The organism is Streptomyces sp. NBC_00576 (genome assembly GCF_036345175.1).
GTDB lineage: Bacteria > Actinomycetota > Actinomycetes > Streptomycetales > Streptomycetaceae > Streptomyces.
In genome coordinates, this window is record NZ_CP107780.1 from 2,545,462 (window position 1) to 2,571,518 (window position 26,057).

A 26,057-nucleotide genomic window follows, 5' to 3' on the forward strand; every position below is an offset into this window, starting at 1 on the left:
ACGCGCCCGAAGGGGCGCGGGGCTGTATCGATCTGCGGCTCCGCCGCGGGGCGCGACCAGCCACGACGGGCCCGCAGACGACGTACTGCCGTTCTCATGGGCGCTCGGGTTCCTGCGCCAGCACACTGAGTGGTACCGGTCGGGCGAACGGCCGCTTCGCCGGGCCCGCCGGGCAGCCCGCAATCCCGGCGACTCCCGGTGCGCAAACCCGACCCTGGCACCAACCCATACCGGCACGGGTGAGCAGCTTGACGGTACGCAAATCAGTCGCGCCCAACTCCTCGACGGCTTCCCGGACTTCGGCCGCCGTCACCTCCTCGCAGCGGCAGACGACGGTGTCGTCGGCGACCTGTTCCGCCCAGTGCGCGGGTGGGACGTAGGCATCGTCGAGGGCGGCGAAGAACTTCCGCAGCCGGGTACGGGTCCGGGCGGCCGTCGCCCAGTCGGCGGGGCGAAGCTCAACTCCCGTCATGCGCGCGGCGATCGAGTGTCCGGCGATCTCACCCTCGGCCAGCGCGAGCACCGCTCCCCCGATGCCGGTGGCTTCGCCCGCCGCCCAGACACCGTCGACGTCGGTGCGCTGTTCGGCGTCGGTGACGACAAAAGCGTCACCGGTGGCGTCGATCGCGCACCCCAGGGTCTCGGCGAGGTCGGTGTGCGCGAGCATGCCGTGTCCGACGGCGAGGGTGTCGCACGCGATCCGCCGCCCGGTGCCCGGCCGTACCCGGCCGTGCGTGTCCAGGGCGGCGACGGTGACGGCTTCGACGCGGTCGGTGCCGTGCGCTGCGACGACGGTGTGACGTACCGTCACCGGCACCTTGTGCCACAGCAGTTGGGCCGCGTACCGGGCGGCCTCGGCGACCTTCGCGGGGTTGCCGGCGAGTGTCGCGGTGTGCCGTACGAAGTCGGCGGGGTGCGTGGACTCGACGTACGCGGCGACTTCGGCGCCCGCCGCGGCGAGGCCGGCCGCGACCGGCATCAGGAGCGGCCCGGTTCCGGCGACGACCGCTGTACGGCCCGGCAGGACGAGGCCGCCCTTGAGCATCGCCTGTGCGCCACCCGCGGTGACCACACCGGGGAGGGTCCAGCCGGGGAAGGGCAGCACCTTCTCGTAGCCGCCGGTGGCGAGGAGGACGGCGTCGGCGGTGACGGTCTGCGACTCGGCCTGCCGGGGGCCGAGGAGGGCATGCACACCGAAGCGGCCCTCTTCGAACTCCCTCTCCACGAACCAGACATGACGATCCGTCAGGTGGGTGATCCGGCCCGCATCGACATGCGCCGCCAGCCGGTCGCGCAGCTTCTTCCAGGTGCCCCAGGCGTGGTGCAAGGCCTGCGGTCTGCGCGCCTTCAGCGCCGCCGCGGGCTGCCGGTAGAACTGCCCGCCCGCCTGCGCGCCCGCGTCGAGCAGCACGACCCGTACGCCCCGGTCGGCCGCCGTCAGCGCGGCGGCGAGGCCTGCGGGACCGGCGCCGACGACCACGAGCGAGGCGCTGGGCGGTCCTGATGAAGTCGGGTGCGCGACGGCGCCCCGATGGGGGCGCGACCAGCCCACACCGGACCGCAGCCGATGCACCAGATGTCCCACCGAGCGCTCAGCCGAGTTCGTCATGACCGACCCCTTCCTGCGTGCGGATCGCGTCGCCGGATACGGCCGGTACCAGGCAAGCCCGTTGGTTGGGCCGGTCGTTGACGGTGACGAGGCAGTCGTAGCAGACACCGATGCCGCAGAAGATCCCGCGCGGCGCACCGCTGCCCCGGGTGCTGCGCCAGGAGGTGATGCCCGCCGACCAGAGCACGGCGGCGACGGTCTGACCGGGCAGTGCGGCGATCTCGCGTCCGTCCACGGTGACCACGTGGGCCGGTCCGGGCTGTGCCGCGGCCAGCTCCAGGGGGGTCTTCCTCTTCATCGCTCCCCGGCCTCCTTCTCCGTCTTCTCCGTCTTCTCCGTCTTCTCCTTGAAACGGTCCGGACGGAAGGGCGCGAGGTCCAGATCGGGAGTCCCGCCCGTCAACGACTGTGCGATCAAGTGCCCCGTACCGACCGCGAGTCCGATCCCCGCCCCCTCGTGACCGCACGCGTGGTGGAGCCCCGGCGCCCGGGGATCGGCCCCGATGGCCGGCAGGTGGTCCGGCAGATAGGGGCGGAAGCCCAGGTAGGCGCGCATCGCGTGGACCGTGCCGAGGAGCGGGAAGAGGGCCGTCGCCTGGGCGGCCAGTCGGCGTACGACAGGGAGGGAGAAGGTACGGTCGAAGCCGACCCGTTCGCGGCTGGCGCCGATCAGTACCGGCCCCGCGGCCGTGCTCTCGACGACCGCCGAGGACTGGAGCCCGGCGTCGCCGCTGGCGACATCGGCGACGTAGTCGGCGGCGTACACCTTGTGCCGGACGGTGCCGGGCGGCAGCGGTTCGGTGACCAGGACGAAGCCGCGGCGTGGCAGCACGGGCAGGTGCACCCCGGCCAGCGCGGCGACCTCGCCGCCCCAGGTGCCGGCCGCGTTGACGACGACCGGGGCGTGGATGTCGCCGTGCCCCGCCGTCCGTACGCCGCACACTGAGCCGTCCGGTGCGCGCAGGATGTCCGTGACGGCCGTGCCGGTGCGGAGCTCGGCTCCGGCCCGCCGGGCCGCTCGGACGACCTGGGCTGCGGCGAGGGAGGGCATCACCTGGCAGTCCTGCGGGTACCGGACGCCGCCCGCGAGGTCGGGGGCCAGGTGCGGTTCCAGGTCCCGCAGTTGGGCGGCGTCGACGATCTCGGCCTCGACGCCCGCCGCCCGTTGTCCAGCGGCGAAGCCGGTCAGCGCGGCCATGCCTTCGGCGTCGGAGGCGACGACGATCCCGCCCTTCGCCTCGAACTCGACGGCGCCGCCGAGACCGCGTTCGGCAGCGAGGTCGTGCCAGAGGCGGGCGGAGAGCAGCGCAAGGTCCAGCTCGGGCCCCGGCTCCTTGTCGGAGACGAGCAGGTTGCCCTCACCGGCGCCGGTGGTACCGCCGGCCACCGGGCCCCGGTCGAGGACGAGGGTCGCGAGGCCCGCCCGGGCGAGGTACAGGGCACAGGCGGCGCCCACCATTCCGGCGCCGATGACCACAACATCGCAGGTCAGTCGCTTGCTCACGCCAGTACAATGTCACATGTTTCTTCCCCCGCCAAGGGCGCCTAGGCTCGACTCGCCGGCCGCTGAGCGCGGCTCCTTGATCAATTCGGCGCGTTTGACGGTCTTGCCGACGTCATGGCGCCTGGCCCGGTGTTTGTTCTTCGAGTCGGGAGGCCGTCCCGGCCCTGGCCGGGACGGTTTCGGTGCGACTGCCGGACAGGCCGCCGCTGTCGCAACCCACGCCCACAGGCCGACGGCGGCGTCCGCACAGCGGCGGATGAGCTCCCACGGTGGTGATGGGGAGGGCGCTGCCACGTCCCGTCAGATTGGTCACGGCAGCGCCCCTTCTCAGGGACGCAGTCAGTCCCCCCGCTGTCACCATGGTCTCCGAAGGCTTACATGCGCATGATCAAGGGCGGGCTCCAAGGGCGGGTCGCCCTCACCATGAGCACGACATCCACCCTCTCGCACGACGGCCTCTGTCCCAGCCGGGACAGAGGCCGTCGCTGTCCGGTACCGGACGCACAGGCCGCGGCGAGGCCGTGCAGCAAGGCGGTCGACGTTTCGCGCGCAGCGACCCCACCGAGGCGACGCTGGGGTCGGTCGCTGAGGCGTTCTTGTCGCACACCACTGATGAGTGGTGTGCGACAAGAACGCCTCAGGCGGTACTGGCGGCAGCACCGCCGCGTACGGGGTGGCTGTGGTGCGGGTGGCTGGGGTCTGTCGCCACCGCGATGATCTCGTCGAGGCGGGCGCGTACTGCTGTCAGGTCGCCGATCTGGCGGTCGATGCGGGCCCGTTCGGTGATGAGGCTGTCGCTGAACCCGACGGGCGATTCACCCTCGTTCATGCACCGCGGCAGGACCTCGCGAACAAGCCTGCTCGCCAGGCCGGCGGCGTACAACTGCTGGATCATCCTGACCCGGGCGACCGCGCCCTCCGGGTACTGCCGCTGCCCCCCGCCGGTACGCGTGGCACCGAGCAGCCCCTGCTCCTCGTAGTACCGCAGCGCCCGAACGCTCACCCCTGCCTGTTCGGCGACCTCCCCGATCCGCATCGCTCCTCCTTGCCGGTTCAGCATCGTGTCAGAGATGCAGCTGACGTTAGTGTGAGGTTTCAGCGTAGCTGACATTGACATCACGGGCCCTTCTTCTCGTCCGGCAGCAGCGTGCCGGATCACGGTCGATCAGATGGACATGCCGATCTGGCGGTGCCGGGAGGCGGGGCCTCAGTGACGGGGCAGGAGGGTGCGCAGGCGGGCGGCGTGCTCGTCGATCGACTGGGGACCGTTGCTGGTGAGCAGGCGGACGCCCTCCTCCCAGATGACCTTGATGGCGGTCGGGTTGGTGGTCGTCTCCACCTTGTAGCCGGCGTTCCTGAGGGCTTCGTCGATGAAGTAGCCCATCCGTACCTTCTTGCCGGGGATCTTGAGGTAGCCGTTGCTGAGGACGAAGAGTTCGGCGGATTTGGCGACCGTGGTCACCCGCACGCCCTTGAAGGCGTGGTCGAGGTCGGTGATGACGGTGCCGTCAGCACCCACCCGGTACTTGGCCGAGGCCATGGCGATGGGGGCGTGGCAGATCAGCGAGATCAGCACCCCGTTCTCCCGCAGGGTGTGCAGGAGTTCGCCGAGCCAGGGGTTGTCGACGAAATCGACCATGGGCGCGTGGCCGCCCGGCATGTGCACGAAGTCGAACGCGCTCAGGTCGAAGGCGTCCTCGGGGTCGCGGTGTCTGAGCACGAGCTGCTCGATGGACTGGTAGGTGTGCTCCGGCAGGTCCTGCATCGACTTGATCAGGTCGTCGCGCAGCACCACGACTTCCTTGTCACTGCCCGGCAGCGACTCGGAGACGGGCAGGCGGCCCAGGTAGCGGCGGGCGAGGGCGAGTTCGCTGTCCCGGCGGGCGACGAGTCCGGGCCGTTTGGCGCGGAAGGTGTCGACATCGAAGCGGAACGCCTGCGCCGCGGTGGCCGAGACCGTCGCGGAACTGAACTTGTCCGCGGCGTGCATCGACAGGGCCAGGCCGTTGATCTCCAGCTGCGGGACGAGCCCGCCTGGGGTGACGAAGGTGAACTCGTACTCGTCGCCGAATTCCTTGAGGATCTGCGCCAGCTCGACCAGGTAGAACCCGGTGGAAACGCCGGGGTGGCCCGCCGGTTCGGTGAGCGGCAGGACAGCGGCCGACGGGACGACGATCAGTGCCTTGGGCTTGGACGAGGTGGGGGTGTTCATGGCGGGGCCTTCTTTCACACTGCGAGCTGGGGGAATGGAGGGGCGCTCCTCGGTCGCGGACCGTCGCGCCGTGGTGAGAGATCCCTTGATGTCAGGCGGCGGTCGCGGCCGGTGTATAGACCACGGCGGGGTCCAGAGCCAGGTTGACCTTGGCCCGCGCGGACAGCGCGTCGGCGATGACCTCGGACTGCTTGGCCTCGACCCCGTCGAGTGCGGCCCTGACAACGTCGGCCGGATCGTTCTTCTCGAACGGCTGACCTTTAGCCATGTCGGTGTCGGTGGGTCCCAGATACAGGCCGGTTACCAGGGTGTTCTGTGAGGAGAGTTCGAGGCGGACGCTGTTGGTCAGGCTCCACGCGGCGGCCTTGGCCGCACTGTAGGCACCCCAGTGCTCGGAAGGAACCCAGGACGCGACCGACAGAACGTTGACGATCGCCCCGCCGCCACCCGCCTTCAGAATCGGGGCGAAGGCCCGGATCATGCGCAGCGGGCCGTAGTAGGCGGTGTCCATCTCCAGTTCGATCTGGTCCAGATCGCCGCTGACCAGGCCATTGACAGTGATGATCCCGGCGTTGTTGACCAACAGCGTCACGTCCGAGGCGACTTCCGCCACGGCGGCGACGGAGGCCGGGTCAGTGATGTCGAGCCGAAGCACCTCCGCCCCGGGCAGATCAACACTCTCGGGGTTGCGCGCGGTGGCATACACCTTCGTCGCTCCCCGCTCCAGCAGTTGGGTGACGAAGTGGCGGCCGAGGCCGCGGCTCGCACCGGTGACGAGAGCGACAGAGTTGGCGATGTGCATGTGGGGTCCTTCACGTAGGTATGCGTCGCCGGGAGCGCCCTGATGGGCCCGACAACAGCCACGTTAGAACCTCACGCTAACGTCAGATGCAAGTCCTTTCGGGGTGCGACCTCCGCGAGGAGACATACGCCGCTAGCTCACGGTGATCCCCGCGCCGTCGCGCGGGCGGGCGGCGGTCGACCAGCAGCACCGGCCCGGAGTCGGGCCGGGTGCCTTCAGAGCCGGCCGGTGATTCCTAGCCGGCGGAATTGGGTGACCTCACCGCGGAGTCAGCCAACCCCGCCCAGCTGGCGACCCTGATCCGTGATCATTGGCAGATCGAAGCCCTGCACCACGTCAGAGACACCACGTTCGCCGAAGACGCCCCACAGCTGCGAACCGGCAACGCGCCCCGGGCGATGGCAACTTGGCGCAACCTCTCCATCGGCGCCCTGCGGCTGGCCGGCGCGACCACCATCGCCGCAGCTCTGCGACACAACGCCCGCGACGCGGAGCGCCTGCTTGCCCTGCTCGGCCTCAAGTGATCACGAAACGGACACCCGCCGACTGCGCCGAAGCCCCGAGGTCGACTCCGGCCCTGTTGTGGGAGTCCGTGCCGTGAGGGGTAATGACAGGGACCCCCACCCTTCGCTTCGTTTTCCTACGCTGGGATCTATGGACAACCGGGTCGAAGTCAGCGCATTCCTCAAGTCCCGCCGCGCCAAGATCACGCCGGAGCAGGCGGGCATGCCGGTGTACGGGCAGCGGCGGGTGCCCGGGCTGCGCCGCGGTGAGGTGGCGATGCTGGCCGGGATGAGCGTCGAGTACTACACGCGTCTGGAGCGCGGCAACCTCACCGGGGTCTCCGACAGCGTCCTGGACGCCCTCGCCCGGGCCCTGCGGCTGGACGAGATCGAGCGGGATCACCTCTATGCCCTGGCCCGGGCGGCCAACACCAGTGGGGCCCGGGTCCGGCGCCGCCCGAAGAAGGCGACCGTGCGGCCCAGTGTGCTGCGCGTCGTCGAGGGCCTGCACGACCAGCCGGCGTACGTGCGCAACAACCGCATGGACATTCTGGCGGCCAATCCGCTCGCCCGCGCCTTGCTCAGTGACGTGTTCGAGGGGGAGCCGGTCAACACCTGCCGGTTCGTCTTCCTCGACCCCCGCGCCACTCGGCTCTACCCCGACTGGGAACGCGTGGCCCGCGACGGAGTCGGGGTGCTGCGTGTCGAGGTCGCCAAGAACCCCTACGACCGGGAGCTGTCGAACCTGATCGGTGAGCTGTCCACCCGCAGCGACGCGTTCCGCACCATGTGGGGCGCGCACGACGTGCACGTCTTCACCGAGGGAACCAAGCGGTTCCACCATCCGGCGGTGGGCGAGATGGAGCTGGTGCACGAGTCGCTGGCCCTGCCCGGCGACGAGGGGCTGTCCATCACCGTGTACAGCGCCGATCCCCACACCCCGGCCGCGGACGCCCTGAAGCTGCTGGCCAGCTGGGCAGCGAGCCAGAACCGGGACGCGGCCGCCTCCGAGGCCGACACCGAGCACTGACCTCAGGCCCGGCCCCTCCTGCTCCTGCAGACTTCCCCACGGTCTTAACTCTCGCCCCCGCCGCGCCTCATGGCTGCCCGCCGGGGCCGAGCACACCTCCGCTCATGCTCGTCCGGCCTCGGCGCCCGCGCGTTCCCTGCGGCCACTGCCGCTGCCCGCGCTGCGTGCTGTGGCCGGCCCGCTCGGTGCCCCTTTTCGCGGTGTTCTCACACACGATTTCGGCGTGAGGGGGTCCCTGCTGTTACCCCTCACAAGCGTGACTGCCTGCGGGGCGCGGCTGCTGGTTTCGTGGATTGCCGGGGGCCAGAAGTGCTCCGCCCGCACCACCTACGGCGCGCATGCCGCTTCACCGGAACGCCTCCGGACGACCGGGGCCCGCGCCGGCTCTCTTGAAAGGATCGCCAGTGAGTTCCCCCTCGTCCACGAAGCCGGATCCCTCGGCCACCGCATCCCTGACGGGTGACGGCGGCACGGCAGCGCCTGCCGGGAAGGTCAAGCTGCCGTCGGTGGTGTGGCTGCTGGGTGGCATCGCCTTCATCATGGGCACCAGCGAGTTCGTCGTCTCCGGCCTGCTGCCGGAGATTTCCGGCACCCTCGGTGTCAGCGTCTCCAGCGCCGGGACGCTGATCACCGCCTTCGCCGTCGGCATGATGATCGGCGCGCCCGTGATGTCGATTGCGACCCGGCGTCTGCCGCGTCGCTCGGCCCTGGTCGCCGCGCTGCTGGTCTTCGCCGCGGGTCACGTCGTCAGCGCGCTCAGCTCCAGCCTGGGGCTCGCGCTCGTCGGCCGGGTCGCCGCCGCGCTGGGCAACGGCACCTTCTGGGCCGTGGGCGCGGTGGTGGCGACCGCCGCTGCGGGACCGGCCGCCAGCACCCGTGCCACGGGCGTGATGGTCGGCGGCATCACCCTCGCCAACATCGTCGGCGTCCCGCTCGGTACGGCAGCCGGTCAACTGGGTGGCTGGCAGGCCCCCTTCTGGATGCTCGCCGCTTTCGCCGTGGCCGCCGCCGTGGTGGTGGCCCGCCGGCTGCCGGCCGACACCACACGCGCCGACACATCTCTGCGCGCCGAGACGGCCGCGCTCAAGCATCCGCGCCTGTGGCTGGTGTACCTGGCCATCGCGCTCATCCAGGCCGGCATCATGGGTGCCTACAGCTACGTCGCCCCGCTGCTGACCGAGCGGGCCCACCTCGCGAGTGCCGTGGTGCCGCTGGCGATGCTCGGCTTCGGCATCGGCGCCCTGGCCGGCACCACGGTCGGCGGACGCCTCGGCGATCGCCGGCCCTACACCACGCTCATCCCGGCCACCGCGGTCACGGCCGTGGTCCTGGGCGCCATCACCCTGTGGGCGACCAACAGCGTCGTGGCCGTGGTCCTGGTCGTGCTGCTCGGCGGAGCCGGCTTCGCCACCAACCCCATCGTGGTCGGCGAGGTCGTGCGCATCGCCGGAGCCGGCCGGTCCCTGCCCATGGCCCTGGCGACGTCCGCGTTCCAGGTCGGCATCGCCACAGGCTCCTGGCTCGGCGGCATCGCCCTGACCTCCAGCCTGGGCCTCAAAGGCCCGTCGCTGACCGGCTTCGCCTTCGCCCTCGCGGCCCTTCTGCCGCTGGGCCTGCTGGCCGCCTCCCACCGCAAGCCGGAATCAGCGCAGAACTGACACCGCACGGGGAGGCCGGGCTTTCCCCGACCGGTGGCCATCCTGCGGTCGTCTCGGTCCTCATCGGCCCGCGCACGCTCCAGCGTCTGGAGACGCAACTGCCCGCGGCCGACGTGGTCCTGGACTGCATCGCCGCCCCGTCGGCCCGGCACGGTCATCGACCCGGCCGACAGCCTCGCCGACCCCGCCCTGGACCCGGCGGCCCGCCGCCGCTGACCGGGGGACTTTCACCGAACACCGAACCAGCAAGGAGCATCGATGCGGTACCGCACACTCGGCAGCTCGGACCTTCAGGTCTCGGAGATCTCCCTCGGCTCGTGGCTTACCTACGCCGGCGGCATCGAGGCCGACGCGACCCGTGCCTGCACCGAAGCGGCCTTCGACGCCGGAATCAACTTCTTCGACACCGCCAATGTCTACGGACAGGGGGCCGCCGAGACGGCCTGGGGTGAGATCCTGTCGCCCAGATCGCCCTTCGCTGGCTCGTCCAGCGCGAGATCGTCGTGATCCCGAAGTCGGTGCGGCCCGAACGCATGGCAGCAAACCTCGACGTCTTCGACTTCCAGCTCACCGCCGACGAGATGGCACGCATCGCTGGCCTGGACACCGGGCGCAGCCACATCTTCGACCACCACGACCCCGAAAAGGTCACGTGGCTCGGCGGGGTGCGGTTCGACACCTGATGCCGCGCCGCGCCTAGCTCCCGCAGTCACCCACGCGCCATCCCTTCCCCGGCCCCAGACGGCCGGCCGGGGCACCGCTCGGACCGGAGACATACGGCACCGCATTGTCGTTCTCCAGCCGCTTCCACAGGAGGCAACACCATGCGCATTCGCTTCGCTCACGCCGCAGCCGTCCCCGCTCTGGCGGCTGTTCTCGTCTCGACCCCGTCGGCGTCCGCCGCCACCGGAGGAGACCGGACGCAGCCGGTCATCACCCGGGTGAAGACCGCGACCGCGTTCGACTTCGCCTCCGGCGACTCACCCGAGAACATCACCGTCAACCCGGACGGCTCCCTGACCCTGTCCATGCTGGGCGTCCCCGCGAACAAGCCGCCCAAGCTCGTGCGCATCACCGCATCCGGGCAGCGCACCACCCTCGTCGGCGGGCACCTGGGCGACCAGATCACCGGCAACACCCGCGGCAACGACGGCACCGTCTACTACAACGTGGACTCCGACGACGCCTCCCGGAACGGGACCTGGAAACTGCCCCCGCACGGCCGTCCCCAGCGCCTGGCCGTCCTCCCCGATGGCCTGCCCAACGGCCTGGCCATCGATCAGGCCGGCCGCACCCTCTACGCCGCCGACAGCCTGAACGGCACGGTCTGGGCCGTGCCCGTCTCCGGCGGGGCGGCGCGGATCTGGCTGACCGGCCCGGAGCTCGCACCCGACCCGAATGCATCACTGAAGCTGGGCGTGAACGGCGTCCGCTTCCACCAGGGCGGTGTATGGGTGAGCAACTTCAACCAGGGCACGCTGCTGCGGATCCCCGTCACCGCCCACGAAACCCCAGGCCCCATCTGCACGGTCGCCGACAACCTCCCCGACCTCGACGACTTCTCCTTCCTCAACAACCGCTCCGACACGGTCTTCGCCGCCCAGAACGACCCGACCGACCGGGTCAGCGTCGTGCACCCGAACGGCACCCACGAGAGCGCCCTGACCGTCGACGACGGCCTCGCCTCACCCACCACCACCGCCGTACGCGGCAATCAACTGTTCATCGCCAATGCCGGATTCAACACCCCCCACGACGCGAAACTGCAGCGCGGAACCATCAACCTCGACGCCCTCACCACGCACCCCCGGCACCACTGAACCGCCCCGCGAGCCCCACCATCCGCCAAGCGGGCTGAAGTCGTCGCCTCCGGCCGGTGTCATGAACCGTCTAGGTGGTCCCGGGCCCGCCGCAGCTCTCCCCCACCGCGGCGTGAGCCGCACAACGACAAGGAGCACCATGGAGTACCGCAAGCTCGGCAACACAGGAACCGCCGTCTCCCGCATCGCGCTTGGCGCCATGTACTTCGGCGTCCAGACCCCGGAAGACGAGGCGTTCGCGCTCCTGGACGCGTTCGTGGAGGCCGGCGGCAACCTGGTCGACACCTCCAACGTCTACGGCGGCGGAAGCAGCGAAGAGATCATCGGCCGCTGGTTCGCCGACCGCCCCAGCGATGTGACCGACCGCGTCGTCCTGGCCACCAAGGGCCGCTACGGCACCGGCACCGACGTCAACAGCCTCGGCTCCACACGCCGACAACTGCGCCGATCACTGGACGCCTCCCTGTGCCGCCTTGGACGCGACCACGTCGACCTGTACCAGATCCACGCCTGGGACCCCCTGACGCCGGTCGAGGAGACGCTGTCCTTCCTCGACGACGCCGTCCACTCCGGGAAGATCAACTACGTGGGGCTGTCCAACTTCACCGGCTGGCAGCTCCAGCTCACCCTCTCCACCGCGCAGCAGATGGGCACCCACATGCCCGTGACGCTCCAGCAGCAGTACAGCCTGCTCTCCCGGGAGAGTGAATACGAGGTCATCCCCGCCGCACTGCACAACCACGTCTCCCTGCTGCCCTGGTCCCCGCTCGCCGGCGGCTTCCTCACCGGCAAGTACCAGCGCGGCACCACCCCCGCCCCCGACACCCGCGCCGGCTCCGACGACAAGCTCTACCAGTGGGTCTCCGCCGAGTACGCCACCTCCGACCGCAACTGGCACACCATCGACGCAGTCATCCGCATCGCCCGCGAGACCGGCGCGACGCCCAGCCAGGTCGCCCTGGCCTGGGCAGCCGACCAGCCCTCCGTCGCCGCTCCCGTCGTCGGCGCCCGCACCCTCAGCCACCTCACCGAGAATCTCGGTGCGGCCGAACTGCACCTCGACGCCGACACCACCGCCATCCTCAACACCGTCAGCGCACCGCAGCACGGCGGTTACCCCTACGGCGGCTTCGGCACCGCGCAGCGCTCGCGCGACTTCCACGGCAGCAAAGCCCAGGCGAACCTCATCGCCGGCGGAAGCGACACACCTCTCGGTCACGCATAGCCGCGCCGGACGGGTCCACGTACGCACTCACGGGCGGATCGCGTCGGCCGAAACCCGGCGACAACGCCGCCCCGCCGCTGTACGGGCAAGGCGCCACTGCCCATAGACAAGGTCAGCTTGGCCTGAACGGCCCGGCAGAGGGGGCTCTGTCCTCTCTGCAGGCAGGCGCTGATCGTCGGAGCCGTAAACGAACCGGACAGCCCACGCGAGTGGATCAACTGGTTCGCGGGGGCGAAGGAGATGCTTCACAAGCATCCCTTCGTCTGCCGGCGCCGCGGAGGAGCGATAAACCCACCGCCTCGTCCACACCGCCTGTCATCGCCTGCATCACGCAGGCGATGACAGGCGGACCGTATAGGTCTGTTGAACTGCGAAGCCTGCGGGCCTACATGGGCAGTGTGCGGTTCTGCGGGGCCGGGTCCAGCAATGGGCTCCGGCTACCCGCCCACAGTTGTGTCACTCGCCGCTACGGCGTTGCCCCGGCCGGGGTAGTCGAGTGGGGCAGTCGACAAAAAAACCACTCCGGCCCAGCCGCGGGAAACCGGTCCCCGGCACGAAGCCGCGGAGATCAAGGCACGGTTGCGGACATTCCTGAATGACGAGCTCAAACTCGAAGTGTCCGAGTCCAAGACCCTGACTACGCATGCCGCGCCGTTTTCGGCTACGACATCAGGACGCTGCACGCTGACGACAAGATCGAGCGGCGAGGTCGCTGTGCGATCAACGGACGCATCGGTCTGTTCGTGCCCGGTTCCGCCGGCCGGGCTGTCACTCTTGCGGCACTGGCGCCTTCCCCGACCAGCAACGTCAGGTGCGACGACGGCTGCGGCCATTTAGATGAACGCGCCCCGGCTTGTGGGCGTAGCCCCAGAAGCATCAGAAAGCCCCAAAACGACTCATTTGATATGACAGATTTCTTCAGGGAGTGGACGACTCTGTATCTTGTCCCATGTGAGCGACGGGCGCAGGCAAGGACGAGATAATTCGGTCCATTCGGTAGACAGGGCGATCTCGATCCTGCAGGTACTTGCTCAGCGTGGTGTCGTCGGCGTCACAGAGATCGCCAATGAGATCTCCGTGCACAAGTCAACGGTGTCTCGGCTGATTGCGACTCTGGAAGCCAGAGGGATGGTGGAGCAAGCCTCCACGCGAGGTGGATACCGGCTGGCCTACGGCGTCCAGCGTCTGGCCGATGGCGTAGGCAAGCAGCACGATCTGACCGTGATCAGTCGCACCGTGTGCAACCGCCTCGCGGAGGAGCTGAAAGAGACCGTCATCGTCGCGGTGCACGAAGGCCGCACAGTTGTCTCCATCGACCAGGTGAACGGCTCGGACTCGCTCAGCATCGTGAACCGGGTCGGGCAGAGCCATCCGCTGCACCCGACTTCCGCCGGCAAGGTCTTTCTCGCGTACATGCCCCGCACCGAACTGCAGACCTACCTCGACGCGGAACTGGAACGCCTCACCCCGCACACGATTGTCGATCCGAGCGTCTTGGCGACCGAACTGGAGACCGTGCGCAAACTCGGTTATGCCCGAGTCGACGAGGAACAGGAGATCGGGCTCGCGGCCGTCGCGGCGCCGATTCGAGCGCACGACGGTCAGGTTGCCGCCACCCTGGTGGTCTCCGGTCCCGCGTTCCGCATCAACGAGGACACGATTCCGGAAATAGTCGAACGCCTGCTGTCGGCTGCTGCGGAGATCTCTGAGCGAAACGGGTATCGGAAAGCCGGCTGAGTCGCCCTGCCTGCGGCTGAGGACAACACCTGGCGGGTACGGCGCATCAGCGCTGATCGCGGGAAACGCGACGCACAGACTCGCCGGCGGCAGAGGAGGAACATTCCTGCCGCCGCCTCAGCGGCCCCGGATGCACGACGGCATCACGCTTCGGCAGCAGACCCGCCATCAGAGGCGCCCGGCGGAGTACTGCCGGGCGCCTCTGCGTTCACGTAGGCCTGTAGTCACCCTGGCACTGGTGACTACGGAAGATCAGCGGCCGTGATAGTGCATGACGTGCTTGGTACGCGAGTAGTCGTCGAGCGCGTAGATCGACAGGTCGCGCCCGTACCCAGAGCCCTTGAAGCCTCCCCAGGGCACCTCGTTGGCGAGCACGAGGTGGGAGTTGACCCAGACCGTGCCGGAGTCGAGCCGGGCGGCCACGTCGTGGCTGCGGCGGGCGTCGCTCGTCCAGACCGACGCGGACAGGCCGAGCGGCACGTTGTTGGCGCGCAGGACGGCCTCGTCCTCCGTGGAGAACGTCTCGACCGTCACCACCGGCCCGAAAATCTCCTCCCGGGTGCACGCGGCGTCGACGGGAACGTCGACGAGCACGGTCGGCTGGACGAAGTAGCCCGTGCCGTCGAAGGCGCCTCCACCCACGGCGGCGCGCGCTCCCTCGGCCAACGCCCGGTCGAGGTGGGCGAGCACCCGGCCGTAGTGCGCCTTGGACACGAGCGGACCGACCTCGATGTCGTCGCCCGCGCCCGGCTCACCGACATTCAGTTCGCGTACCTGTGCCACCAGGCGGTCGACGAGGTCGGAGGCGACCGACTCGTGAACCAGTACACGGCAGGCGGCACCGCATTCCTGGCCCCCGTTGTAGAAACTGGCGACGCGCAGCGAGGTCGCCACCAGGTCCAGGTCCGCGTCCTCGAAGACCACGACCGGGGCCTTGCCGCCGAGTTCGAGGTGAACTCGCTTGAGAGTCTCCGCGGCGGCACGTGCGACGGCACGCCCGCTGCCGACCGATCCGGTCAGCGCGATCATGTCGATGTCGGCGTGCGAGGCAAGGGCGGAACCGACGACGGGACCGAGTCCCGTCACGACGTTGAGCACACCCGCGGGGAGCAGGTCGGCGACCAGTTCGGCGAACTTGAGCGTGGTCAGGGGTGTCTGCTCCGAGGGCTTGATCACGAGGGTGTTGCCCGCGGCCAGGATCGGGGCGATCTTCCACGCCGCCATCAGGAGGGGGTAGTTCCACGGGGTGACGACGCCGACGACGCCGAGTGGTTCGCGCAGGATCACCGAGAGGTGGGATTCGGCGTAGTCGCCGGCCGCCATCGACGTGGTCGCGCGCAGCGCGCCGGCCATGAACCGGAAGGTGTCGATGGTTCCGGCGACGTCGTCGCGGGCCACCGAGATCGGCTTGCCGGTGTTGGCGGACTCCAGCCGGACCAGCACGTCGTGGTTGTCCGCGAGGCGGTCGGCGATGGAGTGCAGGATCTCCGAGCGTGCCTTGGGCACGAGACGCGCCCAGGATGCCTTGGCCTTGACCGCTGCGGCGACCGCGAGGTCGACGTCCGACCCGGTGCCCAGCGCGACCCGGGCGATCACCTCCTCGGAGGCTGGATCGACGATGTCGAGCAGCTCGGCGGTCGGGGCCTCGCGAAAGGCGCCGTCTATGACATGCCCGGCCGGCGGCAGGTCCGCCGGATCGAACTTGGTGGCCGCCTGCGCACGCCGTACGCCGGTGGTCGGGTCCTCGGTGGACATGTCCACTCCTTCGGTGGTTGTGGGGGCTGTGCACGCGGCCGGCCATGACCGCCGCGCGGGTGAGCAGGTCAGACGGCTGCGGCGTCCTGGCTCAGCGTCGATACCGAGAAAGGCGCCGCCAGCTTCGAGATGGCCGCGGCCACCTCGGGGTCGAGGGGAGCGACAGGCGGCCGTGAGCCGCCGATCGCGAAGCCCGTCGCGGCGAGTGCCGTCTTGACCGCGGGGGCGAAGGGCGCCGCCATGATCGCGTCGATCAGCGGGTAGACCTGCCCCCACTCGGCCCGTGCCCAGTGCAGGTCGCCCTCGCTCATGGCGGCGTGGATCGAGACCAGTTGGGCCGCTATGACATTGGCGGTTCCGGCCATCACTCCGGCGGCGCCCTCGGAGAGCGCGGCGAGCAGCAGGGAGTCCCAGCCGACAAAGGTCGAGACGACGTCCCGGTGGTGGTGGATCAGCTGCCCGGCCTGGGCGACGTCGGCGGAGGTGTCCTTGATGTACTGGATGTTCTCGACCTCGCGGGCGAGGTCGGCGACCAGGTCGGGCGTCATGTTGACGCCGGTGGCGACCGGGAGGTTGTAGAGCATGATCGGGATGCTCACCGACTCGGCGACGGTCGTGAGGTAGCGCTTGGTCTCCTCGATCGTGAGCGGCTCGTAGTACGGCGCCACCACCATCAGCACAGACGCCCCCGCCTGCTCCGCGTGGCGGGAGAGCTCGATGGCCTCCCTGGTGGACTGGGCGCCTGTCTGCGCCACCACGGGCACCCGGCCCGCTGTCTGGTCGATCACGGTCTCCACGACGAGGCGGCGCTCGGCGTTGCTGAGAGTCGTGAACTCCCCGGTCGAGCCGCAGGCCACGACGCCGTGGACGCCGCCGTCGATGTTGCGGTCGACGACTCGTCGCAGGGTCGCCTCGTCGACCGAGTCGTTGTCGTCGAAGGGGGTGAGGAGGGCGGACAGGACGCCGCGCAGGGGTGAGGACATCGTGGAAGCACCTTCGGTGTGAAGTCGGAGATGTGGGAGGAAGGGGAAGGGGAGGAGAGCGGGGAACCTACGCAAGCGTCAGGTCCGGCGGCGTCTACGCGACTCGGCGCTGGGGCCGGTCGGCGGCGTCCAGGAGGTTCTCCGCGGCCTGGGCGGCCGCGAAGGCGGTATGCACCGAGGTCTCCGTGTACTGGGTGCCGAGGTAGTCCCCCGCCAGCATCACTCGACCGTTGGGCCTGGTGAGGGTCGACTGGAGCCGGCCGCGACCGGGGAAGCAGTAGGGCGAGGCCTCGGGCCACCGTGCCACCTCCGCCTCGGCGACGTGCGAGGCGAAGCCGGGCAGCACCTGGTCGAGATCGTCGATGTAGGTCCGGAGGATGGTCTCGTCGTCCTGCTCCAGCAGTTGGCGGGCGAGACCGGCCGGAGAGAAGGTCATGAAGCTGCTGCCCGGCTGCCGTTCCTGCGTGTGGCCGTGCACGTTGTTGGACATGTTGAGCACCACGTTGAACGACCGCTTGGGGGTGGCTATCGCATAGGTGCCGTCCCACTTCTGGCGTTCGGTCTCGTCGGTGAGGAAGGCCGCGCTCACGAATGGGCCGTACTTGACCTGGGAGAGTGCCTGGCGGAGGTCTTCGTCGAGGTCGACACCGATGCGGTGGCTCACGCTCGCGGTCGTGGCGAGGATGACGCTCTGAGCCTCGACCTCGTGTTCGACGCCGTTCTGGCGGTATCGCACCACGACGGACTGGCCCTTGCTCACGACTTCCTCGGCGGCGGCGCCGAGTTGCACCCGGTCGCCCAATGTGTCGGCGATGCCCTCCAGCAGGGTAGAGGGTCCCCCGTCGATGCTGTGCGACAGTCCCGCGCCGATGTTCCAGACCAGGTTGAAGTACCCGATGCCGGCCCCGGCGGAGATCTGGTGCATCTCCGCGGAGGATCTGGTCACCGTGGGCTTGAAGAGCGCCTCGGCGTCCTCGGGGAGCGTGCCGATGAAGTCGGCGAAGGAACGGTCGTTCATGAAGTCGTAGACCCGCTGTTGGCGGGTGGCCTCGTCCTCGCCCGGCCGGCGTTTGACGAGCCGGGCGTAGCGCGCCACGGCCAGCCGGACCTTCGCTCCCACCCGGATCAGACTCGCCCGGTCACCCCACGACATGGGGACCCGGAAGGGGAAGGTCTCCACGCGACCGCTGAGCAGCAGTCGGCCGTTCATGCTGAGGCCCGTCAGGTTCCCCGGCACCGGCCTTGACGTGAACCCTGTGTCCTTCAGCAGGCGCTGGGTGGCCGACGCGGGACCGCCGTCGTAGACGTGGCCACCCCAGTTCAGCCAGTAGGGGCCACGGGCCTCGGAGCGGATCCTGCCGCCGACCCGGTCGCCGGCCTCGATCAACAGGATGTCGCGGTGGCGCAGTCTCCACGCCGCCGCCAGTCCGGCGAGGCCGCCCCCGACGATCACCACGTCCTTCACTGTGTCCTCCATGTGCCTTTGCGTAGGTGTTGCTCAGTGGTGTGTGCAGGGGGACGGCCTTCCCTACGACGGCTGTACGGCCGCCGGATGAACGGGAGTCAGGCGGCCACCATCCCGTGCGGATCGATGACGTACTTCTTCGCCGCGCCCTGGTCGAACTCCTGGTAGCCCTGCGGCGCCTCGCCGAGTCCGATCGTGACGGCGTTGACCGCCTTGGCGATGTGCGCCTTGTCGGCGAGGATCAGGTTCATCAGTTGCCGGTTGTAGCGCTTGACTGGGCACTGGCCGGTGGTAAGCACGTGCGACTTGGCCCAGCCGAGGCCCAGGCGTACGCCGATCTGCCCTACCTTGGCCGCGTCGTCGACCGCACCGGGGTCGCCCGTGACGTAGAGCCCGGGGATGCCGAGGGACGCGCCGGCGCGAGCGACGGTCATCATGTCGTTGAGTACCGTCGCCGGAGCCTCGCCTGCCCCCGCCCCGTGTCCGCGGGCCTCGAAGCCGACCGCGTCGACGGCGGCGTCGACCTCCGGCTCGCCCAGGATCTCCGCGATCATGTCGGCCAGGTCGTTGCCGGTGCCGAGGTCGACGGTCTCGCAGCCGAAGCTCCGGGCCTGGGCGAGGCGTTCGGCGTTCATGTCACCGACGATGACGACCGAGGCGCCCAGCAGCTGCGCGGAGTACGCCGCGGCGAGACCGACGGGTCCGGCGCCCGCGACGTACACGGTGGAGCCGGTGGTGACACCGGCGGTGTGGGCGCCGTGGTAGCCGGTCGGGAAGATGTCGGACAGCATCGTCAGGTCGAGGATCTTGGCCAACGCGGCGTCGCGGTCGGGAAACTTCAGCAGGTTGAAGTCGGCGAACGGCACCATGACGTACTCCGCCTGGCCGCCCAGCCAGCCGCCCATGTCGACGTAGCCGTACGCCGCGCCGGCGCGGGCCGGGTTGACGTTCAGACAGATACCGGTCTTGCCCTCGTCGCACATCCGACAGCGTCCGCAGGCGATGTTGAACGGCACCGAGCAGATGTCGCCCTCCTTGACGAAGAGGACGTCGTCACCCACCTCGACCACTTCGCCGGTGATCTCGTGGCCCAGCGTCTGGCCTATGGGAGCCGTCGTACGGCCACGGACCATGTGCTGGTCACTGCCGCAGATGTTGGTGGTGACGAGTTTCAGTACGACGGCATGCGGCGCCGCCTTCTTGATGCCCAGACCGTTCACCACGTCGTCGGGGAGTTCGAGCTTGGGATAGTCGATCTCCTCGACCCCGACCTTGCCGGGCCCCTGGTAGACGACGACCTTGTTGCCTGCCATGTGAGGTGACTCCGTCCTGCTCCTGGATGTGGAGCGCGATGCACGATTCACGGGTGTGTGGCGGGCTTCGTCAGGTGAGTCCCGCCCGGTCGGTGGAACGGTCGGGCCTCGGTACGGCGCTCTGCCTCATGGCCCTCATGGCGAGGCAAATGCCGTACCGGGGCAGCCGCGTCACTTCTTCAGGTACTTCTCCAGGGAGGGCGCGTAGTCCGGGTTCTCCTTGAGCCACGCCTGAACGGCCTGCGCTTCCTTGCCCTGGCCGAACTTGTTGACCACGGCGTCCTCCAAGCTGCCGTACTGCGCGTCGGACAGCTTGAAGTTCTTGATCATGTCGGCGACGTCCGGGAAGTCCTTGGAGAATCCGTCGCGCGCGAGGCTGTGCAGGCCTTCCGGCTTGCCGAACGCTCCCTTCGGGTCCTCGAGGGGCCGCACCGGGAAGGCCTGATTGGCCCAGAACGGCTTCCACAACGTCACCACGATGGGGTCCTTCTCCCCCGTGGCCTTCTTCAGCTCCGTGAGCATCGCGGTCGTCGAGGAAGTCACCAGCTTGAATTTGCTGTCGAGCCCGTAGGCGGGGAAGACGTCGTCCTTCGTCGCCTTCGTCAGACCGGCGCCCGGCTCGATTCCGGTGACCTTGCCGTCGAATTCCTTCGCATGGCCGGGCAGATCGGCGATGGACTTGATGTCCGAGTACGTGGGCACCGCGAGAAAGAGCCCCGCGTTGTCGTAATAGGTGCCGACGTCCTCGATCTTGTCGCCGTACTTGTCCATGTAGGACTTGTGCGTACGCTCCGGCCAGGCGGAGGAAAGGAGGTCGATGTCCCCCTTCGCAAGCGCGGTGTACATCGGGGCGTTGTCACTGAGCTTGGTGATCTTTACCGTGTAGCCATGCTTTTCCAGGACGTTCTTGAGCAGATACGCCGTGCTCGTTTCGTCGGTCCATCCCGGGATCACGCCCATCGTGATGGTCTTGCCGTCGCCACCGGAGCCGCTGCTGCCCGCACAGCCGGCCGCCGCCAGGGCGAGCACTGACACGGCGATACCCAGCCGCATCGAAACCGCTCTACATCGCTTCGCCATAATTCTTGTTCCTCTCACGTACCGGACGGCCGCAGTGGCCTATCCGCCGATCTTGGCTGCCCCGATTTCCGCCGCTGCGGGTGATTCCTTCTCACCTCCGTCGAGAGTGGAAGCCTCTTCTTCGGGAGCGGACGGTCGTGGCTTGCGAAGCCAGAAGCCGCGCCTCCCGCCGCCCATGCCCTGTCCGACGGAGGCTGTGACCCGGTCCAGATAGATGGCCAGGATCACCACCGAGAGCCCTGCCTCGAAGCCGAGACCGAGGTCCAGCGTCGAGATGGCGGTTGTCACCTGCCCGCCAAGTCCTTCGGCTCCGACCAGACCGGAGATGACCGCCATCGAGAGGGAGAGCATGATGACCTGGTTGACGCCCGCCATGATCGTCGGGAGTGCCAGCGGCAGTTGTACGCCGAACAGGGTCTGCCGAGGCGTGGAACCGAACGCGTTGGCCGCCTCGACGACCTCCGGGTCCACGTTCCGGATGCCCAGCTCCGTGAGTCGGACGCCCGGCGGCAGGGCGAAGATGATCGTCGCGACGACACCCGGGACGACACCGATGCCGAACAGGGTGACGACCGGCACGAGCCACACGAATGCGGGCATCGTCTGCATCAGGTCCATGACCGGCCTGAACGCCGCACTCGCCCACCGCTTGCGCGCCACGAGCACCCCGGTGGGGATGGCGATCAGAACCGCGACCAGGGTGGCGACCAGCACGAGCGCCAGCGTCTGCATCGCGGCCTCCCACTGCTCCATGCTGATGATGAGCATCAACCCGAGCAGGGAGACGACAGCGAACTTCCACCCCTTCGTCAGCAACCCGACGAGGGCGAAGACCAGCGCCAGGATCACGGGGTCCGGAGCTTCGAGCGCACTGATGAGTCCGTCGACAGCGGAGCCGATGACATTGCTCACCGCGTCGAAGAAGCCACCCAGATTCTTGGTGAGCCAGTCGAAGAAGTCCTGGAGCGCGTCCCCGACGGGGATCTTGGGGACATCGATCAGTGACAGCACGGTCATCGCGCACTCACCTCCGTACGGACGTGCTCGGATGGGAGTTCCTGCTGTGCGGAGGCCTGGCCGTTACTGGCCTGAGGTGCGGCGCCGCGTTGCCCCAGAGCGTGGAGCAGCGTGACTCTGGCGAGCACTCCCTCCACTCGACCGTCGTCGTCGACGACGGCCAGTGCCTTGGGTGTGTCGGCGCTCACCGCCAGCAGTTCGGAGAGGTGGGCATGCACGGACACACTGACCACCTGGTCGTCGAGGACGCCGTCGAGGGTCTTCGCCCCGCCCTGTACGGCTTTGACGACCGCCTCTTCGTCGACGGCACCGCACAGCTTCTTGTTCCGGTCGACCACGAAGAGACGCGCGGCCTGATGGTCACGCATCAGCTTCTGGACGGCCCGGGGTCCGAGCTCGGACCCGACGAGGGCCACCGGTGGCGTCATGACGGCGCCGGCGGTCAGCACTCGCGTTCGGTCGACATCCAGCACGAACTGGGCGACGAAGTCGTCGGCCGGGTCGTTGAGAATCTGCTCCGCGGTGCCGATCTGAACGATCTTCCCGTCGCGCATCATCGCGATTCTGTCCCCGAGGCGCATGGCCTCGTTCAGATCGTGCGTGATGAAGAGGATGGTCTTGCCCAGCTTGTGCTGGAGCTCGATCAGTTGGTCCTGCATCTCGCGCTTGATCAGGGGGTCCAAGGCGCTGAACGCCTCGTCCATCAGCAGGATGTTGGTGCCTGTCGCCAGTGCGCGCGCAAGGCCGACGCGTTGCCGCATACCTCCGGACAGTTGTCCCGGAAGTGATTCTTCCCAGCCCTTCAGTCCCACCAGGCGCAGTGCTTCCTTGGCGCTGCGCTCGCGCTCGTCCCTGCCGATTCCCTGGATCTCCAAGCCGTACGCGGCGTTCTCACCCACGGTGCGGTGCGGAAACAGCGCGAAGTGCTGGAAGACCATGCTGACCTTCTCGCGGCGCATGCGTCGCAGCTGCTGGTCGTTCATCGTGACGACGTCTTCGCCGTAGACGAGCAGCTCGCCCGCCGTCGGCTCCAACAGCCCGTTCACCATGCGGATCAGCGTCGACTTGCCCGAGCCGGACAGTCCCATGACGACGAAGATCTCGCCTTCGCGCACCTCGAAGGACGCGTCGATCACCGCTGCGGTGATGCCGTCCTTACGAAGCTCCTCGCGCGTCGCCCCTTCGCGTAGACGTGCGACGCCACGGTCTGGGCGTTTACCGAAGACCTTGTATGTCTCACGGGCCACAATCGCGTTCATGCCGGACTCCCGTCACGGTGGTGCGTACTCGGTTCACAGACACGTGAAGATCACGGGGCTCGAAGCTTCGAGTGCTCTGTGGATGATCACTGCTCTGAGACCTGAGTGAGCTGGTCCTGGTAAGCATCTTTGATGCCGAGATGCTCACGTAGGCGCTCTATGTACCAATTGTCGAACGCTTCGACGTCACCCTCGACTCCCGCATAGGGGCCGGGCTCGTATCCCGGGTCACTCGCACCGCGCTGGACCAGATCGACGAACGCCCGGTCCTGATCGTTCGTGGCACGCCACACGGCGATCAACGACTCGACGTCGTAGTCGACACCTTCGACGGCGTCGGCGTGCACGAGCCAGGTGGTGCGCACCAGGGTCTTGTCCGGAGCGACAGGCACGGCCCGGAAGACGACGGCGTGGTCGCTGAGCATGTGGAACCAGGAGTTGGGCTGCATGTGCAGTGACATGTCACCGAACTCGGGGGCCGAGATCTCACCCATCAGCTTGCGGCTGACCTGCGCCCCCGCCTCTCCGAAGGAGACGCCGGCGCCGTCGAGCGGCAGGTGGGTGATCTGGTATCCGGTGGGCCGGCCGTCGAGCTCGCGATGCGTGCCGATCGGCATGCCGGTCGCCGCGCAGGCGGAGTGCAGACGAGCCTCGGCGGCCTGGTAACGCTCGAGAACGGCACGCATCCGCGGGGGGTAGTCGCCCCCTGCGTAGAGGCCGACGGGGAAGTAGGCGGTGAGCAACTCGGGGTGACCGGCATCGCAGTGCTGGCACTCGCGGTTGTTCTCCACCACCAGCTTCCAGTTGCCCTCCTCGATCAGGTCGATCTGGTGCGCGACCTTCGCGTCCTGGAGCCGGTAGGGCGCCAGGTAGGGCTCGATGACCGCGGCCACCTCGTCGATGTCTGCGGGAGGCTCATCGGAGAGGCACACCATGACCAGGCCGGCCACGGTGCGCACACTGACGGGCTTGAGGCCGAACTGCTTACGGTCGAGCGCGGGGTCCTGGCCCTCGGCATGGATCAGGCTGCCGTCTGTGCGGTAGGTCCACTGGTGGTACGGGCAGACCAGGTTGCCCACAGAACCACACGCGTCCTGCAGGATCCGGGATCCGCGATGTCTGCAGACGTTGCGCAGGGCTCGAACGGTCTCGTCGTCGTCCCGCACGATGATGATCGACTGCCGCCCGATGTCCAGGGTGACGTAATCGCCCGGCTCGGCCAGCTCCGCCTCCGTGCAGGCAAACAGCCAGTGCTTGCCGAATATGGCGTCCAGGTCGAGGTCGTACACCTCTTGGCTGGTGTAGAAGGGCGCCTCGAGGCTGTAGCCGACCGCTCGGCGCGCGACCATCTCAGCGATGTCAGGGGCCGATGCCGGATTGCCGGACGAGAAGTTCACGGGACATCTCCCACTCATGATCAAGAATTCACGACGCGTCCCTGTTTCGCAGAGTGGGACAATCGCACTGTGCGAACCGAGGCTAGGAGTGACCCCATAACCTGTCAAGGGCTCCGTCCTGGCGGTTTCGATGGATTGCCGCCCGCTCGGTAAAGGCTTGATTACCTGGCGGTTTCACCTGCCGACCCGGCTCACGGCGGCGGCGATCCGGTTGACGAACAAGCGGCGGCACCCTCACTCAAGGACCCCCGGGCGACCCGACGAGGCCTGTTGACAACCGAGGACCGGCAGACCCACTCTTGTCTCGCATACCACGATCGTTGCGCTATGCGGTACAGAGTTGCCCGATGGAGGCACCTGAGTCCAGGCGCGCAGAACTTGACGCTTTACCTGACCGAGGCGCTGCTCACCTGACGCAGCGGGTTCGGCTTCGAGTCACCAATCGGTGCCCACCGTGCTACTGGAGGTTCAAGTGGTGGTCGCAGCAACTGGCCCGGACACCGTCGTCACCGCAGGTGACCTGTTCGGGGCCCAGGCGGATTTCGGTCTGATGCCCCCGCCCTGGGCTCCGGACTGCTGGGGCGAGGAGGAGCAGGCGGTCCTGGTGTGCCGCAAGGTCCTCGAGATCACCCATGACGTCAAGAGCTTCCACTTCGAGGCCGACAGCCATCGCACGTTCAGCTTCGACCCGGGGCAGTTCATCACGCTCCAGCTCGAGATCGACGGGGCGGCGTTCACTCGCTGCTACACCATCTCGTCACCGCCGACCCGCCCGCACCTGATCTCGATCACGGTCAAGCGCGTCCCCGGTGGCCCGGTCTCCAACTGGCTGCACGACCACATGGTCCCCGGCGCACGCATCACCGCCCAGGCTCCATTGGGCGGCTTCACGCTGGCGAACCCGTCGGCGCCGAAGTACCTGTTCCTGTCCGCCGGCAGCGGCATCACTCCGCTCATGTCGATGACGCGGACCATGTACGACCTCGGCTCGGATGCGGACGTCCTCTTCGTACACAGCGCCCGCACGCCCGCGGATATCATCTTCCGCCGCGAGCTGGAAGCCATGGCCGCTGTCATGCCGAACATCCGGGTCGTCAATGTGTGTGAGGACGACTACCCGTCGGAACGGTGGATGGGGCTGCGCGGCCGCCTTTCGGCGCCCATACTCCAGGCACTCGCACCCGATCTCGACGAACGCGAGACCTACACCTGCGGGCCCGCCGGCTACATGGCGTCGATCCGGGGCATCCTCGGGGAAGTCGGCTACGACATGCGCGGCTACCACGAGGAGAGCTTCTCCTTCGAGAACCTCCCAGCCTCCGACGTTCCCCCTCCTGTCGATGGCGCCGCCGAGGGCGACGGAGCCGCGACGCCACCCGGCGCACCCATCACCTACAGCGTCGAGTTCGTCCGCAGTGGCCGCACCGTCACCTGCGCCGCGGACGGAACCCTCCTCGACGCCGCCTACGCGGCCGGTCTCAGGCCTCCGGCCTCGTGCACCCAGGGAATGTGCGGGACCTGCAAGACAACCATGCTCTCCGGAGAGGTCGACATGCAGCACAACGGGGGGATCCGTCCCCGCGAAGTCGCCCAGAACAAGATCCTGATCTGCTGCTCCAAGCCCCTGAGTAACGTCTGTATCGACGCATGACAGCAGGCTGTGAGTTGACGAAGCCGAAGGGCAAAAAC

General features: G+C 68.5%; 22 protein-coding genes and 1 pseudogene. 9 read left to right on the forward strand and 14 right to left on the reverse strand.

Features of this window, described 5'->3' with window-relative positions:
* Positions 1-94: 94 nt before the first annotated feature.
* The 6 genes from OG734_RS10530 to OG734_RS10555 form a co-directional block, all read right to left on the reverse strand.
* Positions 95-1,609 (reverse strand): NAD(P)/FAD-dependent oxidoreductase, encoded by a 1,515-nt coding sequence (locus OG734_RS10530; RefSeq protein ID WP_330287230.1) that lies wholly within the window; start codon positions 1,607-1,609, stop codon positions 95-97.
* Positions 1,593-1,907, reverse strand: a complete 315-nt coding sequence (locus OG734_RS10535) for a (2Fe-2S)-binding protein (protein WP_330287231.1) — start codon at positions 1,905-1,907, stop codon at positions 1,593-1,595. Before OG734_RS10535 ends, OG734_RS10530 begins: the two co-directional genes overlap by 17 nt.
* The gene (locus OG734_RS10540; protein WP_330287232.1) at positions 1,904-3,112 is read right to left on the reverse strand and encodes an NAD(P)/FAD-dependent oxidoreductase; all 1,209 of its coding nucleotides are present in this window, start codon (positions 3,110-3,112) and stop codon (positions 1,904-1,906) included. The genes OG734_RS10535 and OG734_RS10540 overlap by 4 nt, the downstream gene beginning before the upstream one ends.
* 637 nt (positions 3,113-3,749) lie before the next feature.
* Positions 3,750-4,148, reverse strand: coding sequence for a MerR family transcriptional regulator (locus OG734_RS10545; RefSeq protein WP_330287233.1), 399 nt, complete (start codon positions 4,146-4,148; stop codon positions 3,750-3,752).
* 171 nt (positions 4,149-4,319) lie between these two features.
* Positions 4,320-5,324: a DJ-1/PfpI family protein gene (locus tag OG734_RS10550; RefSeq protein ID WP_330287234.1), complete on the reverse strand. Its 1,005-nt coding sequence runs from the start codon at positions 5,322-5,324 to the stop codon at positions 4,320-4,322.
* 91 nt (positions 5,325-5,415) lie between these two features.
* Positions 5,416-6,126, reverse strand: a complete 711-nt coding sequence (locus tag OG734_RS10555; RefSeq protein ID WP_330287235.1) for an SDR family oxidoreductase — start codon at positions 6,124-6,126, stop codon at positions 5,416-5,418.
* 248 nt (positions 6,127-6,374) lie between these two features.
* Between OG734_RS10555 and OG734_RS10560 the strand changes: the two genes are divergently transcribed.
* The 8 genes and pseudogenes from OG734_RS10560 to OG734_RS10595 all read left to right on the forward strand — a co-directional run bounded on the left by OG734_RS10560 (position 6,375) and on the right by OG734_RS10595 (position 14,099).
* A complete protein-coding gene (locus tag OG734_RS10560) occupies positions 6,375-6,650 on the forward strand; it encodes a hypothetical protein (RefSeq protein ID WP_330287236.1) in 276 nt (91 codons plus the stop codon).
* 130 nt (positions 6,651-6,780) lie between these two features.
* Positions 6,781-7,659 (forward strand): helix-turn-helix transcriptional regulator, encoded by an 879-nt coding sequence (locus OG734_RS10565; RefSeq protein WP_330287237.1) that lies wholly within the window; start codon positions 6,781-6,783, stop codon positions 7,657-7,659.
* Between the two features lie 404 nt (positions 7,660-8,063).
* Positions 8,064-9,317, forward strand: a complete 1,254-nt coding sequence (locus tag OG734_RS10570; RefSeq protein WP_330287238.1) for an MFS transporter — start codon at positions 8,064-8,066, stop codon at positions 9,315-9,317.
* Between the two features lie 258 nt (positions 9,318-9,575).
* Positions 9,576-9,824 carry an aldo/keto reductase gene (locus OG734_RS10575; protein WP_330287239.1) on the forward strand — a complete coding sequence of 83 codons (249 nt, stop codon included), beginning with the start codon at positions 9,576-9,578 and terminating at the stop codon, positions 9,822-9,824.
* Positions 9,776-10,000: pseudogene (locus OG734_RS10580) on the forward strand (aldo/keto reductase); the annotation flags it as partial. The gene OG734_RS10575 and the pseudogene OG734_RS10580, both read left to right, overlap by 49 nt.
* A 141-nt stretch (positions 10,001-10,141) precedes the next feature.
* On the forward strand, positions 10,142-11,137 hold the full coding sequence (locus tag OG734_RS10585) for an SMP-30/gluconolactonase/LRE family protein (RefSeq protein WP_330287240.1): 996 nt from the start codon (positions 10,142-10,144) through the stop codon (positions 11,135-11,137).
* A 139-nt stretch (positions 11,138-11,276) separates the two neighbouring features.
* Positions 11,277-12,362, forward strand: coding sequence for an aldo/keto reductase (locus tag OG734_RS10590; RefSeq protein WP_330287241.1), 1,086 nt, complete (start codon positions 11,277-11,279; stop codon positions 12,360-12,362).
* 951 nt (positions 12,363-13,313) lie between these two features.
* On the forward strand, positions 13,314-14,099 hold the full coding sequence (locus OG734_RS10595) for an IclR family transcriptional regulator (RefSeq protein WP_330287242.1): 786 nt from the start codon (positions 13,314-13,316) through the stop codon (positions 14,097-14,099).
* A 252-nt stretch (positions 14,100-14,351) separates the two neighbouring features.
* On the opposite strand, the gene OG734_RS10600 is transcribed toward OG734_RS10595, so the two are convergent.
* The 8 genes from OG734_RS10600 to OG734_RS10635 all read right to left on the reverse strand — a co-directional run bounded on the left by OG734_RS10600 (position 14,352) and on the right by OG734_RS10635 (position 24,368).
* The gene (locus OG734_RS10600) at positions 14,352-15,854 is read right to left on the reverse strand and encodes an aldehyde dehydrogenase family protein (protein ID WP_330287243.1); all 1,503 of its coding nucleotides are present in this window, start codon (positions 15,852-15,854) and stop codon (positions 14,352-14,354) included.
* 68 nt (positions 15,855-15,922) lie between these two features.
* Entirely contained in the window at positions 15,923-16,837 is a 915-nt protein-coding gene (gene dapA / locus OG734_RS10605; RefSeq protein WP_330287244.1) for a 4-hydroxy-tetrahydrodipicolinate synthase, read from the reverse strand.
* Between the two features lie 94 nt (positions 16,838-16,931).
* Positions 16,932-18,314 (reverse strand): FAD-dependent oxidoreductase, encoded by a 1,383-nt coding sequence (locus OG734_RS10610; protein ID WP_330287245.1) that lies wholly within the window; start codon positions 18,312-18,314, stop codon positions 16,932-16,934.
* 86 nt (positions 18,315-18,400) lie between these two features.
* Positions 18,401-19,615 (reverse strand): formaldehyde dehydrogenase, glutathione-independent, encoded by a 1,215-nt coding sequence (gene fdhA, locus OG734_RS10615; protein WP_330287246.1) that lies wholly within the window; start codon positions 19,613-19,615, stop codon positions 18,401-18,403.
* 171 nt (positions 19,616-19,786) lie between these two features.
* The gene (locus OG734_RS10620; RefSeq protein WP_330287247.1) at positions 19,787-20,668 is read right to left on the reverse strand and encodes a glycine betaine ABC transporter substrate-binding protein; all 882 of its coding nucleotides are present in this window, start codon (positions 20,666-20,668) and stop codon (positions 19,787-19,789) included.
* Between the two features lie 66 nt (positions 20,669-20,734).
* Entirely contained in the window at positions 20,735-21,712 is a 978-nt protein-coding gene (locus OG734_RS10625; RefSeq protein ID WP_330287248.1) for an ABC transporter permease, read from the reverse strand.
* Entirely contained in the window at positions 21,709-22,971 is a 1,263-nt protein-coding gene (locus tag OG734_RS10630) for a quaternary amine ABC transporter ATP-binding protein (protein ID WP_330287249.1), read from the reverse strand. The genes OG734_RS10625 and OG734_RS10630 overlap by 4 nt, the downstream gene beginning before the upstream one ends.
* A gap of 86 nt (positions 22,972-23,057) precedes the next feature.
* Positions 23,058-24,368, reverse strand: a complete 1,311-nt coding sequence (locus OG734_RS10635; RefSeq protein ID WP_330287250.1) for an aromatic ring-hydroxylating oxygenase subunit alpha — start codon at positions 24,366-24,368, stop codon at positions 23,058-23,060.
* 472 nt (positions 24,369-24,840) lie between these two features.
* Here OG734_RS10635 and OG734_RS10640 point away from each other — a divergent pair, with 472 nt between their 5' ends.
* Positions 24,841-26,019: a hybrid-cluster NAD(P)-dependent oxidoreductase gene (locus OG734_RS10640; protein WP_330287251.1), complete on the forward strand. Its 1,179-nt coding sequence runs from the start codon at positions 24,841-24,843 to the stop codon at positions 26,017-26,019.
* Positions 26,020-26,057 lie beyond the last annotated feature (38 nt).

Bases quoted from the DNA above. Each gene is read 5' to 3' on its own strand.
- OG734_RS10565 (WP_330287237.1), top strand. From the start codon at position 6,781: ATGGACAACCGGGTCGAAGTCAGCGCATTCCTCAAGTCCCGCCGCGCC.
- dapA (WP_330287244.1), bottom strand. From the start codon at position 16,837: ATGTCCTCACCCCTGCGCGGCGTCCTGTCCGCCCTCCTCACCCCCTTC.
- OG734_RS10530 (WP_330287230.1), bottom strand. From the start codon at position 1,609: ATGACGAACTCGGCTGAGCGCTCGGTGGGACATCTGGTGCATCGGCTG.
- OG734_RS10620 (WP_330287247.1), bottom strand. From the start codon at position 20,668: ATGCGGCTGGGTATCGCCGTGTCAGTGCTCGCCCTGGCGGCGGCCGGC.
- OG734_RS10550 (WP_330287234.1), bottom strand. From the start codon at position 5,324: ATGAACACCCCCACCTCGTCCAAGCCCAAGGCACTGATCGTCGTCCCG.
- OG734_RS10610 (WP_330287245.1), bottom strand. From the start codon at position 18,314: ATGGAGGACACAGTGAAGGACGTGGTGATCGTCGGGGGCGGCCTCGCC.
- OG734_RS10590 (WP_330287241.1), top strand. From the start codon at position 11,277: ATGGAGTACCGCAAGCTCGGCAACACAGGAACCGCCGTCTCCCGCATC.
- OG734_RS10585 (WP_330287240.1), top strand. From the start codon at position 10,142: ATGCGCATTCGCTTCGCTCACGCCGCAGCCGTCCCCGCTCTGGCGGCT.
- OG734_RS10555 (WP_330287235.1), bottom strand. From the start codon at position 6,126: ATGCACATCGCCAACTCTGTCGCTCTCGTCACCGGTGCGAGCCGCGGC.
- fdhA (WP_330287246.1), bottom strand. From the start codon at position 19,615: ATGGCAGGCAACAAGGTCGTCGTCTACCAGGGGCCCGGCAAGGTCGGG.
- OG734_RS10545 (WP_330287233.1), bottom strand. From the start codon at position 4,148: ATGCGGATCGGGGAGGTCGCCGAACAGGCAGGGGTGAGCGTTCGGGCG.
- OG734_RS10600 (WP_330287243.1), bottom strand. From the start codon at position 15,854: ATGTCCACCGAGGACCCGACCACCGGCGTACGGCGTGCGCAGGCGGCC.
- OG734_RS10535 (WP_330287231.1), bottom strand. From the start codon at position 1,907: ATGAAGAGGAAGACCCCCCTGGAGCTGGCCGCGGCACAGCCCGGACCG.
- OG734_RS10575 (WP_330287239.1), top strand. From the start codon at position 9,576: ATGCGGTACCGCACACTCGGCAGCTCGGACCTTCAGGTCTCGGAGATC.
- OG734_RS10625 (WP_330287248.1), bottom strand. From the start codon at position 21,712: ATGACCGTGCTGTCACTGATCGATGTCCCCAAGATCCCCGTCGGGGAC.
- OG734_RS10630 (WP_330287249.1), bottom strand. From the start codon at position 22,971: ATGAACGCGATTGTGGCCCGTGAGACATACAAGGTCTTCGGTAAACGC.